At 41.5% G+C, this 13,865-nt stretch carries 12 protein-coding genes; 3 read left to right on the top strand and 9 right to left on the bottom strand.

Translation table 11 applies throughout. The features are described from left to right. Positions 1–4: 4 nt before the first annotated feature. The 6 genes from F777_RS0109180 to F777_RS0109155 all read right to left on the bottom strand — a co-directional run bounded on the left by F777_RS0109180 (position 5) and on the right by F777_RS0109155 (position 4,216). Positions 5–262, bottom strand: coding sequence for an acyl-CoA-binding protein (locus F777_RS0109180; RefSeq protein ID WP_026751783.1), 258 nt, complete (start codon positions 260–262; stop codon positions 5–7). Positions 263–268: 6 nt separating this feature from the next. Further along, on the bottom strand, positions 269–1,030 hold the full coding sequence (locus F777_RS0109175) for a tetratricopeptide repeat protein (protein ID WP_026751782.1): 762 nt from the start codon (positions 1,028–1,030) through the stop codon (positions 269–271). Continuing rightward, on the bottom strand, positions 1,027–1,395 hold the full coding sequence (gene folB / locus F777_RS0109170) for a dihydroneopterin aldolase (RefSeq protein ID WP_026751781.1): 369 nt from the start codon (positions 1,393–1,395) through the stop codon (positions 1,027–1,029). The genes F777_RS0109175 and folB overlap by 4 nt, the downstream gene beginning before the upstream one ends. A 3-nt stretch (positions 1,396–1,398) precedes the next feature. After that, positions 1,399–2,343, bottom strand: a complete 945-nt coding sequence (gene trxB, locus F777_RS0109165; RefSeq protein WP_026751780.1) for a thioredoxin-disulfide reductase — start codon at positions 2,341–2,343, stop codon at positions 1,399–1,401. Positions 2,344–2,352: 9 nt separating this feature from the next. Then, positions 2,353–3,231 (bottom strand): DUF4249 domain-containing protein, encoded by an 879-nt coding sequence (locus F777_RS0109160; protein ID WP_051408533.1) that lies wholly within the window; start codon positions 3,229–3,231, stop codon positions 2,353–2,355. 127 nt (positions 3,232–3,358) lie between these two features. Beyond that, the gene (locus tag F777_RS0109155; RefSeq protein ID WP_026751778.1) at positions 3,359–4,216 is read right to left on the bottom strand and encodes a sigma-70 family RNA polymerase sigma factor; all 858 of its coding nucleotides are present in this window, start codon (positions 4,214–4,216) and stop codon (positions 3,359–3,361) included. A 191-nt stretch (positions 4,217–4,407) separates the two neighbouring features. Here F777_RS0109155 and F777_RS0109150 point away from each other — a divergent pair, with 191 nt between their 5' ends. From F777_RS0109150 to F777_RS0109140, 3 genes are read left to right on the top strand one after another with little or no spacing between them, the layout of a single operon-like run. Next, a complete protein-coding gene (locus F777_RS0109150) occupies positions 4,408–5,424 on the top strand; it encodes a threonine aldolase family protein (protein WP_026751777.1) in 1,017 nt (338 codons plus the stop codon). Between the two features lie 42 nt (positions 5,425–5,466). Then, positions 5,467–7,134, top strand: coding sequence for a glucose-6-phosphate isomerase (gene pgi, locus F777_RS0109145; protein WP_026751776.1), 1,668 nt, complete (start codon positions 5,467–5,469; stop codon positions 7,132–7,134). A gap of 1 nt (position 7,135) precedes the next feature. Further along, positions 7,136–7,624 carry a GNAT family N-acetyltransferase gene (locus tag F777_RS0109140; RefSeq protein ID WP_026751775.1) on the top strand — a complete coding sequence of 163 codons (489 nt, stop codon included), beginning with the start codon at positions 7,136–7,138 and terminating at the stop codon, positions 7,622–7,624. 28 nt (positions 7,625–7,652) lie between these two features. Here the strand turns inward: F777_RS0109140 and F777_RS0109135 are convergent, their stop codons facing one another. The 3 genes from F777_RS0109135 to F777_RS16295 all read right to left on the bottom strand — a co-directional run bounded on the left by F777_RS0109135 (position 7,653) and on the right by F777_RS16295 (position 13,811). Then, positions 7,653–8,678 (bottom strand): PorP/SprF family type IX secretion system membrane protein, encoded by a 1,026-nt coding sequence (locus F777_RS0109135; RefSeq protein WP_026751774.1) that lies wholly within the window; start codon positions 8,676–8,678, stop codon positions 7,653–7,655. 1 nt (position 8,679) lies between these two features. Beyond that, positions 8,680–13,092: a PKD domain-containing protein gene (locus F777_RS0109130; protein WP_152530897.1), complete on the bottom strand. Its 4,413-nt coding sequence runs from the start codon at positions 13,090–13,092 to the stop codon at positions 8,680–8,682. An 80-nt stretch (positions 13,093–13,172) separates the two neighbouring features. Beyond that, a complete protein-coding gene (locus F777_RS16295) occupies positions 13,173–13,811 on the bottom strand; it encodes a WbqC family protein (RefSeq protein WP_051408532.1) in 639 nt (212 codons plus the stop codon). Positions 13,812–13,865: the final 54 nt, after the last annotated feature.

Below are 13,865 nucleotides of genomic sequence, written 5' to 3'. Positions count from 1 at the left end.
AATACTATCCTTTCAAATGATTTACCAGATCAATGTACTGTTGCATGGCTGCTTCCTTGGATAAGCCTTTCAACTTAGCCCAGGCTTCGTGTTTAAACTTAGCCACGAAATCAAACATATTAGCTGGCCCTTCTTCATTGTTATCACCTTCTGTAGCCTGCTTATATAAAGAGTATAGCTTCAATAAGGTTTCATTATCGGGTTTTTCGGCCAGGGTTTTGCTGTTGGCTACAGCTTCTGTAAAAATTGATTGTAAGTCCATATGGTTTTATTGTAATGATGCTAATAACTTGGCGCCTTCTGCTTTTAATGCCATATCATTGAAACTACGATTGGGCATTTTAACCAGCCGCTCCAATATTTCAATTGCTTTGGCTGGCTGACGGTTTTCCTTGTATGCTTTGGCTAAATCTAACTGATTGGTTACAAAATAAGGCTCCAGTGTACGGCATTTCTCCATATGCAAAATGGCTTTATCCAGATCACCATTGGGTAAGCCTCCATAAAACAATTTAACAGCAGCTTTCTTGATACCCGATAAAGTAACCATTTCATAATGCCATTTCCCTAAAGTATAATTGGCTCGGGCGTGATTGGGCTGAATACTAATGGCTTTGTCTGCATGGTCTTTCACTGCTTTTACGTAAGCCACAATTTTTTTGTTTTCAATATCCAGGTCAGTCATTTTACCGGAAGCTGATGCCATGGCATAATGAGCATCTGCACTATTAGCATCCGTATTCAATGCTCTTTCTGCATAAGACAGCGCCGATTCATAATACAGCCTTTTGTTATTGGCATCTTTTTCTCTGCTGCCAATGGCAATTTCCAGTTCCGTTGCCTTTACCAGGTATTTAATATTGGAAGGTTCCTGAATAAGCATCTGCTTGTACTTAGCCAGTGCTTCGGGTTCTTTCAACTGACGTTCAAAGTTTTCAGCCTCTTTCGCTAACAGGGTAAGGTCCTGTGCAATTGCTTCGGCTGTAATCCCCCAAAAAAGCCCCATCAACAATATAAACTTTGCTTTCATATCTCTTCTCTGTTCAAGGTTAAAGACACGCCCAAACTTCCTATAAACTGAGGAACAGGTGGACGCATTTTTTCAATGGTAATTGTTACAGAATCAGATAGAGAAAACTGTGCCAGAATTTCCCTTGCTATTTCCGACACCAGTGTTTCCAACAATGGTGTGGGTATATTCATTCTTCTTTTTACCAATTGATAAACTGCTGCATAATCAATGGTGTCTTCAATATGTTGAACAGGAAATTGTTTGGGCCTATATCCAATTTCCAGGTTAACCAGAAAATCGTTCCCCAATACTTTTTCCTCTTCATAAAGTCCATGAAAGGCAAAAAACTGCAGGTCTTTTAAGAGAACACTTGCTTTCGGCATGTATTAATGTCCTATTGAAGTTAAATATCTTTCTGCATCAAGAGCTGCCATACATCCGCTACCGGCAGCCGTTACAGCCTGACGATAATTTTTGTCCTGTACATCTCCGGCCGCAAATACACCCGGAACATTGGTTTTGGATGTACCAGGCACAGTGGTTATGTATCCGGTTTCATCCATATCAATATAAGTTTTGAAAATATCACTATTGGGTTGGTGACCAATGGCAACAAAGAATGCGCTTACTGGAATTTCCTGTGTGGTATTCTCCTTATTGTTTTTTATTCTTACCGCTTCTACTTTCTTTTCACCCAATATTTCATCTGTTTCTGAATTCCAATACACCTGAATATTGGGTGTAGCCAATACGCGGTCTTGCATAATCTTGCTGGCGCGCATCTGATCCCTTCTCACAATCATATGCACTTTTGTACAAAGTTTGCTTAAGTAAAGTGCTTCTTCGGCTGCTGTATCTCCTGCTCCTACAATCGCCACTTCTTTCCCTTTAAAAAAGAAACCGTCGCATACTGCACAAGCGCTTACACCGTATCCGTTTAAACGCTCTTCACTCGGCAAACCCAGCCACTTGGCAGAAGCACCGGTACAAATGATAACCGCATCTGCATGAATTTCTTTTTCATCATCAATCCAAACTTTATGAGGGGTTCCACTGAAGTCTACCTTGGTAGCAAGACCATAGCGAATATCTGCGCCCATTCTGCTGGCTTGTTTTTCAAAATGAACCATCATTTCAGGCCCCTGTATACCTTCCGGATAACCTGGATAATTTTCTACTTCTGTTGTGATTGTCAACTGTCCACCTGGTTGAATTCCCTGATATAAAACAGGTTTCATATTGGCCCTTGCCGCGTAAATGGCTGCTGTATAGCCCGCAGGTCCTGATCCTATAATTAAAACCGATACTTTTTCTATAGTTGATTGTTCCATATTCGTTTTTTAATCTTTGCAAATGTAAGTTTTGTATTGTGAACCATATCCACAAAAAGCACCCAATGCTCCGTTGCTGATATTCCCCTTTACTACACCAGGTGAAGAAAAAGGATTGCCAATAGATTGGAAAGCAAATTCCCAGGTTCTCCAGAATTCAAAGCTGGCTTTATCTATATTGGTAAGTTTAACGGTAATGGTATCGCCCAGTTTAAAGAACCCGTAATTTTCTCTCTCAAAAGGCAGATTCCTGTTAACCCCTCTGTCAATGGTAATATTGTACTTTTTGCCATCGATAATATCATCATCAAAAACGCTGTTAAACCCAGGAAAAAAAGGCTGACTGTTTACCCGTGTAAAGTATCGGATATAGTTTCCCAGACCAGGGGGATCAAAAATGCTGCCTTTTAATACTCTGAAACTATCGTTGGCAGGACGGTTGGGAACTTTGTCGGACCATAAACTGTCGATGGTTTTGGTAATATTGGGTATGGTGGTGGTAGACTGGTATTCCTGACCATTGTGCCTTATGGTTAACTGATAGGTTTTACCCGTTTCTCCCAGCATCATATTGTTGAGTGAGCTGGTATAAAAAACAAGCCTAGCCCCACCCTGTGTTTTAACTTCATTTCTTTCCAGAATAACGGTGCGGGAACCATTGCTCAATTGAACTAAAGCATCCTGTATATAAGAGGCAAATAGGGTTGCTGTATCTATGGTCGAAAAATAATTAAGCGATGTAGATAAGACCACGAGTGGTGGGCGACCATTTTCTATTTCAGCATCTACCACCAGCTTTGGCTGATTGTCGGAAGGCGTAATCTGAATGTCTTTTTCACAGGAAATTAGTGCCAGCACACACCAGAAAAACAGATGAACTCTTTTCATGCACTTATAACAATCAAGTACTAAAATAGATTAATGGATACGAAAATAGATAAAAAAAGCGCCCCGGATTTGGAGCGCTTTCTCAAAAAATAGCTTCAGGCTATCCATACTGCCTGAAGCGGTATTATTAACCCAAATATGCTTTTAAGGCGTTGCTATATCTGGCTTTTTGCAAGCGCTTGATAGCACGTTCCTTAATTTGTCTGATTCTTTCTTTTGTTAAATCGTACTTCATTCCGATTTGCTCAATAGTGACCCCATTTTCTCCATCCAATCCAAAATAAGCGTTTACAATTTCTGCTTCTCTTGGGCTTAATGATTTCAATACACGACGAATTTCTTCTCTTAATGAATCTTTCATTACGTCTTCGTCTGTATCATCAGAACCTTCCAACAAGTCTCCCATTGCTACATCTTCTGCTTCGTGAACGGGTGCATCCAGTGAAGTGTGACGGGTATTGCTTTGGAAAATATTATTAATTTCAGTTTCGCTCATTTCAAGAATCTCGGCAAGTTCTTCAGTTGAAGGTTCACGCTCGTGCTCCTGTTCAAAAGCCATATAAGCTTTATTGGCTTTGTTATACGTACCAATTTTGTTCTGAGGCAAACGAACCAGACGTCCTTGTTCAGCCAAAGCCTGAAGAATAGACTGACGAATCCACCATACCGCATAAGAAATGAATTTGAAACCCTTGGTTTCATCAAATCTTTGCGCAGCTTTAATTAGACCAAGATTTCCTTCATTGATCAAATCACTCAAAGACAAACCCTGATGCTGATATTGCTTGGCAACGGATACAACGAAACGTAAGTTGGCTTGCACCAATTTATCCAACGCTCTCTGATCACCCATTTTAATCTTCTGCGCCAAAGTAGTTTCCTCTTCGGGGTTGATCATTGGGATTTTGGAAATCTCTTGTAAATACTTTTCTACTGCCTGCGAATCTCTGTTGGTAATCTGGGTTGCGATCTTGAGTTGCCTCATGTTGTACTGTTGCTTTATTGTATAACGAGTAGAATACCGGATTTGTTATAATAAAAATTAAAAACGGTATAATTCTCCAAAAATTACGATAAATACAAAGGTACAATTTTACAATGAATTTCATGCTTAAACCCGCAAAAAAACTTGGTAATTCCATCAAAATCAAGCTTATTTGTAAAAAAGCTGGACTTATGATTGATTTCAGATCGGACACGGTAACCAGGCCTACAGCGGGTATGTTGAAAGCCATGCAGGAAGCCGTTGTGGGAGACGATGTGTTTGGAGAAGACCCAACTATCAATGAATTGGAGCGTTTAAGCGCTGAAATGTTTAATATGGAAGCAGGCTTGTTCTGTCCAAGTGGCACCATGACCAATCAGATTGCCATTAAATGCCATACCCAACCGGGAGACGAAGTTATTTGTGAAGCCCTCTCCCATGTTTATCTGTATGAAGGGGGTGGAATTGCCTCCAATTCGGGTGCGTCCGTACAATTGATTTCTGGCAATTTTGGAAGGATTACAGCCGATCAGGTAGCAGCAGCCGTTAACAATAAGGAAGACGTACATCGACCTTTGAGCCGTTTGGTAAGTCTAGAAAATACGGCCAACCGAGGTGGCGGAACCTGCTATAATTTCGATGATATTCAATTAATTAAAGAAGTTTGTTTAAATAATAATTTAAGTCTTCATTTAGACGGCGCCCGCGTTTTTAATGCCATTGTTGCCAAAAAAGAAAAGCCCGAACAGTATGGTCGGGTTTTCGATTCTGTTTCTGTTTGCCTTAGCAAAGGTTTGGGTGCACCAGTAGGAAGTGTATTATTGGGTAATAAGGATTTTATAAAAAGAGCACGCCGGATCAGAAAAGCCCTGGGAGGGGGAATGCGACAGGCAGGCTATCTGGCTGCAGGTGCTTTGTATGCGCTGAAAAATCAGGTGGATCGGCTGGAACAAGACCATCACCATGCAGCACTGATAGTGGAAGCTTTACAAAAGAAGGATTTTGTGGGCACAATCCCACCCGTGGAAACCAATATTGTTTTATTTGAAGTCAAGGGTAGATTTACCCCCAAATCATTGGTGGAAGCATTGGCTTTAAAAGGCATTCTGGCCATCGCCATGAGCCCTACCCAGGTGAGAATTGTTACCCATTTAGACATTTCTGAAAGTATGGTAAAGCAAACGATTAGGGAGATTGAATCCCTTTAAATAACTTTAATGCCTCAAAATTGAACTGCAGATATTTAGAATATGCTACCAAGAATTAATCCTACGAGTACACAAGCCTGGTTTTTATTAAAGAAGCATTACGATGATGAGATGAGCAGAAAGCATATGAAGGATCTTTTTGCTGCAGATCCGGAAAGATTTCAACATTTTTCTCTTTGTTTAGACCAGTTGGTGTTTGATTTTTCCAAGAATATTATCAATCCCAAAACCATGCAGCTGCTGTTTCAGCTGGCTGATGAATGTCAGCTGAGTGAAGCCATCCGAGATCAGTTTGCAGGCATAAAAATCAATGAAACCGAGAACAGATCGGTATTACATACTGCATTGCGCAATTTTTCAGACACCCCAATTCTGGTGGATGGAAAAGACATCATGCCTAAAATAAAAAAGGTACAGCAACAAATGGCTGCCTTTTGCGAGCAGGTACACAGCCAATCCTGGAGAGGATATACCGGCAAAGCCATCAAATACATTGTAAACATTGGGATTGGCGGCAGCGACCTGGGACCCGTGATGGTTACTGAAGCGCTAAAACCTTATTGGGTTAAAGGCATCCACTCCTATTTTGTGAGCAACGTGGATGGCACCCATATTGCTGAGACGTTAAAAAAAGTAAACCCTGAGGAAACCCTATTCCTGATTGCCTCTAAAACTTTCACAACTCAGGAAACCATGACCAATGCCTTTACGGCAAGAAACTGGTTCCTTGAACACGCAAAGGACGAAGCCCATATTGCCAAGCATTTTGCGGCTTTAAGTACCAATGAAAAAGCGGTTACCGCCTTTGGAATTGATAAGAACAATATGTTTGAATTCTGGGATTGGGTTGGTGGCAGGTACTCCCTGTGGAGTGCCATTGGCTTATCCATTGCATTAACCATTGGTTACAACCATTTTGAAGCCTTACTAAAAGGGGCGCATAAAGCCGATGAACATTTCAGAAATGAAAAATTTCAGCAGAATATTCCCGTAATCATGGCATTGCTGGGCATCTGGTACACCAATTTCTTTGGTGCACAGAGCGAAGCCATTTTGCCTTACGACCAGTACATGCACCGATTTGCAGCCTATTTTCAGCAGGGCAATATGGAGAGCAATGGAAAGAGCACCGACCGAAATGGGAACCCGGTAAACTATGCTACAGGTCCGATTATCTGGGGCGAACCAGGCACCAATGGTCAACATGCGTTTTATCAATTAATTCATCAGGGAACGCCACTGATACCCTGCGATTTCATAGCACCGGCAATATCACACAATCCAATTGGCGATCACCATGTAAAACTGTTATCGAACTTCTTTGCACAGACCGAAGCCTTAATGAATGGCAAGTCTGAGAATGAAGTAAAAGTAGAATTAATGAAAGCCGAAAAGAAAGACGATGAAATAAAAAAGCTAAGTCCTTTCAAAGTGTTTTCGGGAAATAAACCCACCAACTCTATTTTGGTAAAGCAAATAGATCCTGCGACCCTTGGTTTACTGATTGCTTTATACGAGCATAAAATATTTGTTCAGGGAGTTATCTGGAATATTTTCAGTTACGATCAATGGGGTGTTGAACTGGGTAAGGAACTGGCCAATAAAATTTTACCGGAGCTAACTGATGAAACGCCTGTTAGCAGCCATGATTCGTCTACAAACGGCTTAATCAATAGTTTCAAGAATTTCAGAAAACAGTCGGAGGCATAATATGGATGCGGTTATCATCAGACCTATACAACTAACGGACAATACAGCTATTGCGCATATTATACGCACTGCTTTAACTGAATTCGGCGCCAATAAACCAGGGACCGTATTTTATGATGACACCACCGATCATCTGTTTGAACTATTTGCCTCTACTCCCAAAAGCGGCTATTTCATTGCAGAAAGAGATGGCGTGATTGTAGGTGGTGCAGGATATTTTCCTACGGAAGGTTTGCCTGAAACCACTTGTGAGCTGGTTAAAATGTATTTGAATGCTTCTGTACGAGGAATGGGGCTTGGAAGAAAAATGATTGACTATGTTTTAGCCGAAGCTAAAAAAGCAGGCTATACCGAAGTATATTTAGAAACCATGCCGGAGCTGAATAAAGCAGTTAAAGTGTACGAACAATTCGGCTTCCATTATTTAGAAGGCCCCATGGGAAATTCAGGTCACAATGGTTGTGATATCTGGATGCTCAGAAAGATTTAATAGAAGCCGCCTCCGAACTATATGCACCTTACCAAAGTTTGGTAGGACACCAGTCTCCGTAACGATTGCCCAATAAAAATCCGAACAGTATTTCATGGGTTCCTTTGCTAATGGTATTCAAACGCGAAGTTTGTATATCATAGGAATACCCAATATTCAGGGTATTGCTAATATTGATTCCCACCATGGCTGCAAAACCATCTTTGTAACGGTAAGAAGTACCTGCCCATAATAAGTCCTGATATTGCAATTTGGCATTGATGTCAAAACCCAGTGGCAAGGGACTGATATATCTGATTAATGCAGAGGGAAGTAAGGTCAAATCTTCAGATAAAGGAATCCTGTAACCCGCACTTAAAAAAAGATGGGGCACCAACTTTCCTTTTGTTAAGGAAACCGTATTGTCGGAGAAGGCAATATTCTGCGGGATGATTTGTTGTGCGGCCAAACCAATAAAATAATCCTTAGAGTACAACCAAAGCCCGGCACTAATATCAGGTTTGATGCGATTGATTAAACCACTGGAAGCAACTGCCGGATCAACGGTTGTATTACCGAAATTCAATTTGGAAGCATCCAGACTCATATTGGTTATACCTGCTGAAATACCTGCCGATAAATTCATGGTCGGCGATAATCCAATATGATAACTGTAGGTACCATAGGCAGCAAATCGATTCAATGGGCCGGTTTTATCATTCAGTATAGTAAATCCCACTCCATGATGGGAAGGCGCTGCCTGATAATCTCTCCAATAGGCTTCTCCCCTTGGATTCATCCCTTTAGCTCTGAAGCCTGTTGCAGAAGCACTCTGATAAGGATCTTTTTTTAATGGCCCATGCATGGAAAGATAAGTGGTTACGGGTGCATCCTGCAACCCTACCCACTGCATTCTATGACTTGCTTTAACATCCCAATAATTTTCAATACCGGCTACCGCAGGATTGATCATGAAATTGTTCATGATATACTGGGTATAATAAGGGCGTTGCTGAGCATTTGCCAAAAGCATTAGTCCTAATCCCACCAAAAAAAGAAATCCCTTATGCCTCATGTTATCTTATAATTGTTACAGATCCGGTAATGATTTTTCTACCGTTCTTTGGGTTAATCACATAATAATAGGTTCCAACTGGCAATGGCTTACCGTTCCGGGTTCCATCCCAATCCACCGCATACTCAATACTGCTGAATACAAGCCCTCCATATCTGTCGTATACATCTACCGTTGCCCCTGGATAACTTTCCAGGTACTGAATTCTCCATCGATCATTTATCCCGTCTCCATTGGGTGAAAATGCATTGGGAATCACAGGTGCAAGTAGCAATTTTACAAATACCGTATCTGTTACCGTACAACCACCAATGCCTGTAAGATTCAATCGATAGGTAATATCGCCTAAAGGAGTTGTTTTGGGTATTGAATCCGTTGTACTATTTAAGTACGTAGCCGGGGTCCATTGATAATTCAGGTTGGTTCCATACACCCACTCTGGTTTCAATGCCTTGGTTCCTCCTTCCAGCACTACCAGATTCGGACCTAGTTCCAGCACCGGATAAGGATGCACCGTAATAACCTGACTCACGGTATCGCTAACACATCCCTGCGAATTATAGAAATAATAACTCACGTTAAAACTACCAGAATCGGTAAATAGTTTTGATGGGTTTTGTAACGTGGATCGATCAGAACCACCGAGATTCCATTCCCATCTTACTGGTGCACTGGTGATACCATTTCCCTGATCGGTAAATTGAATATTATCGCCAAGACAGACTTCAGTTCGGGAAGCAATCAGATTGGCTTTGGGCCAGGGGTAAATGGTAGTAAGGGTTTGCGTTAAAGAATCCACGCAACCATCTTTTGAGGTAATGGTCAATTTTACATCTTTATTGCCTGTTGTTGTGTATCGGTGGGTAGGTTCTTTAAGCGTGGATGAACTGGGGTCATTGGGATCACCAAAATTCCAGGCATAACTAAATAATGCTTCAGAACCATCTGCAATGGTACTTTGATTCAGGAATTTACCCCTCCCGTCCGGCAAACAAATTTCAGGCAGGCTGAAAGCAGGTTTGGGCAAGTGATTCACGCGAATGATTTGTTGGTTAACCGTACTTACACAACCACTATCGGTTACTACCTGCAGTGATGCAGTATAGGATTGAGCTGTTGCAAAAACATGTGGGAACGGAGCATTACTATTTCTTGCACTGTTTTGTCCATCCCCGAAATTCCAGTTCCAGGTAGCAATATTGCTGAAATTGGCAACAGAGCTATCAGTGAATAGCAAATTGTTTTCTTCGCAGGCGGGATCAGCAATGCCCCATTTGGCAACAGGCGAAGGCCAAACAGTAATAGGCTGATATGCGGAATCTTTACAACCAGCATTGTTTTGTACCAGGTATTTTAAAGTGTCATTGCCTACCCCAGTTGTTATAGGATTCAATAGTCCTGCAGCGCTGATTCCTTTTCCCGAATAGGTTTCTGTTGCACTGATGGCAGATATATAAGATCCCTGTGTAATGAGCCTTGGTGTTGCATCGTAACAGATATCTCTTATGTCTGCGAAGCTGACTGCAGGGGCATAGGTTACGGGAACAATTTTAGTGAGGGTTCTGGAACAGGATTCTGATTGCCCTGAATAAGCTTTAATCATTACCGAATAATTCTTGGTAGCAGGAGTTGCAGATGTGGTAGGGATGCCATAGCGGATTGCGTATAGTTTGTTCATCGCAGGCGTCTGATCTGTAACAACGGATGCTGGCGCACCTGCGAAATCCCAATAGACTTCCAGCTTTGTTACGTCGCCAAAATCAACAGTACTCTGATTGATGATTCTGATGGTATCATTGGTACACAGAGGAATACTATTTAGCAGATTGGCCACTTCAAACTTAGGAACTGGCGTACTACCGTTTACCGTAAAAGCCTTGCTGTCTGTTGACACACAACCCTTACTGGATGTGACTTGCAGGCTAACCGTATAATTTCCGAACCATTTATAACTGGGCGATACCGTTTTTAAAGTGGTAGTTGTACTCAAAGGAACAGGACGTTTATCTGCCGGAACTGTAGAAACCCCATCATCAAATTTCCATACATAACTAAAGCCAGCTTCAGAACCATCTGCAATTTTGGAGGTATCCGTAAAGGTTGCCGTTGCATCATTCAGACAAACTTCCGGCAAAACAAAACCCACAACGGGCAATGGATTCGCACTGAACCCGCCTGGCAATCTAAAGGTATCACTTACACATCCGGTATTGCTGACAACATTTAAGTATACATTTTTTGTACCCCAGGTAGTATAGGTATGTGATTGGGCGGTATTGGTATTTTGCGTAACCACTCCTGCCCCATTGTCCAGGTTCCATTTCCATTGGGCTATGGTATTATTGGCAGCACCAGCCGTAAGAGTGGAAGCGTCTGTAAAAACAATATTGCTGTTCTCACAGGTCACAGTTGGAACCGTAAACTTAGCCTGCGGTTTATTAGATAAATTAACAGCAAGCGTTTCAAAAGCAACACAACCAAAATCGGAAATAGCAGAAAGCTTCACTGAATAATTTCCGGCAGTAGCAAATGTCTTGAGCGGACTCTTATCTGTTGATGTGGTTCCGTCGCCAAAGTCCCAGTTCCAGGCAACAATCGACCTTCCTGAACCAGTTGATTGATCGGTTAATTGTACAGGAGCAGCAACGCAACCTGAATCAACAGAAGCAATGGTAAACTTTGCCACAGGTGCTTCACCTACAACAATATTATCTGTGATTTCCTGTTCGTTGGTATTGCTGCAACCATCCGATTGCGGAGACAAGGAAGTAGTGGTGAATTTAACCGGATAAGTGCCAGCAGCAGTAAATGTATAGGATTGTGGTATTTTATAAACGTAATAGGTTTTACCGTTGGATGTATAGGAGGAATCGTAATTAGTTGGATTGTAGGTTAGTGTTGGCGGCCCGGTTAGTTGATTGGAATTGGTAAAATCCAGAACAATTTTTGTGGGTTGATAACTCAGGGCAAGTTTGATAGAAAAGCTGGTTCCCACACAGGTTGCAGAATAATTGACTGTAGCCAGACGAGGAAACTGATTCTGAATAGTAACGGGTGGATTAAGGTCCACTATATTGGTTCCCGCATTGTATCCATAACTCTCTACATTACCCATTCCATAAGCAATAGCTATGAATCCACTGTCCGCTTTAATATTATGACTAGGATTGGTTTGCGTACTGTTGGTCACATCTTCCCTTAAATAAGAGTAATCAGAATTAGGGATTGGAATCCAATTGGCCGATGGTGCTGCTCCGTCAATTTTAAGACTTCCCGTATTGGCAGTCTTCATGATTACATTCAAATAATGAACGGTAATATTGGTTGCAGGTGGTGTTAAATCTCTTCTTGCAGAAATAACACTCACGTTATTGATGGTTTGCTCCAGCGGATTAATGGTAATAATTTCAGGATCCCCAATATTGCCTCCATCACAGCTCATGGAAGTCATGTATTGAACTACCAGTATTGGTTTGTCTGATGTTATAATATTAGCCTGAGAACTGGTTAAATCGTAATAACTGTTTTGCTTTATTGTATTAGGATTCAACTGAGCACCATTTACTGTAACAACAGTAGTTGGGTCTTTTACAATTATCCTGTATAAATCACCCTGCTTTCTGGCAAAGGGAGCCGTAATATAATTTCTGCCCCAGGCATTAGAGGGAAAAACCTGTTGAAATAAATTGTCTCCCCCGTTACCGCTGGTTATAGACGGAGAACAAAATCCCGTCCAGGAAGATCCGGTAAATACGGCAATGGCTTTACAGGTAGAACCAGTAGTGGAAATACTTCTTATGGTTGAGCCGGTTAAATCAGATATAGATTGTACCTGGTACACATCCCCTTTATTCAGCGGCACTGTGTAAGCCTGTCCTGCAGCTCGAATGGGAGCTCCGGAACTGTTGGCTTTTAAATTCAACTCAACCGTTGTATTGTCCTCAGTTGCAACTACTGTAATCTGGCTCCTTCCTTGATTGGGTACTTGTGTATAGTTTAAAGAAACATATTCCTTTCCCAACACATTGGTGGGAAAAACCAAAGTTGACCCCGATCGGGCAGCATTCAGAATATGGGAATAAAGCACAATTGGCTTTTCTGAAGTCACGTGTATTCCTTTTCCCACATTGGTTCCATCTGCCTGCGCATTGTACACCTGGTAAAAAGCGGGAGAAATCTGAACCGTAGTGGCCTGATTAGCTGTAACAGAAAATGGAATCGTCCTTCCATCCAATTCAACCACTCCATTGGTATTTTCAGTAGATGAAATGTATAGCGCCATCCTGGAATTGGTATTGTCAATATGGGCCGGATAAGCCAACCAAAAATCCTTTCCTCTGTTCGAAAAATCCTGTGCAATAATGCCATTAAAAACAAATGATAACAATAAGAATAGAAAACAAAATTTCTTCATCAGTTCGGGGGGGCTTTCTCCTTTCAGCAATTGAGTAACAATAATACTCCAATAAAGGCAATTTTTAAAACCAAGAGCTATTAAAATCGGCTATTGCTGCTTTTCAATAGACCAGCAGAGGAAGGTCCATTACAAAAAAGTAAATCCAGTATGCTCATATTGGGCTTGAATCCAATTCTGTCTTTAAAAACCTGATCGTATTCGGGAACGGACAAATCCAACTCCTGATCCGGTTCCTTACCGGGTAAAACGGTATTCCGGGCATCTATTATTCCTCCGTCTACGGGACGGCTATAAAGTTCCGTAGCAGAAACGACCGGTTTATGCTTTAACATTTTCAATACCCATGCAACCAATTTCTTATCCAGTGCCATCAGATAGGTTTCCTCCTGACCCAGTAAGTCGCGGATGCCGTCCCGGTAAAATTCATAGAAAGGTGCCCGGTTATAACAGGCGTCCAGGGCTCGCATCTGCTGAACCATCCATTTCTCACGGTAATCAATTTTGATATCCCTGAACAGGGCTTTCTGGTCTCGCCCTTTCTGGAGAGGTACCGATAAATTGATTACCCCATTGGCACCTGGAATGGGTGTTCTGTTGCGAAAACTCCCTTTTTGATAGCTTTCATATTCTTCAAATTCAATATTTGAAAACTGAAACAAAATTTTATAGTAATTAACTGTTCCAAAATATTGATAATCAATTAATAATTTACTCATTTTTTATTCTGTTGAAGATGGCTGTCCGGATGATGATTCGATTAACAAATCATC

The organism is Sediminibacterium sp. C3 (assembly GCF_000508085.1).
Lineage (GTDB): Bacteria > Bacteroidota > Bacteroidia > Chitinophagales > Chitinophagaceae > Sediminibacterium.
Note: the sequence above shows the minus strand (reverse complement) of the source record. Positions and strands in the feature narration are given on the sequence as shown.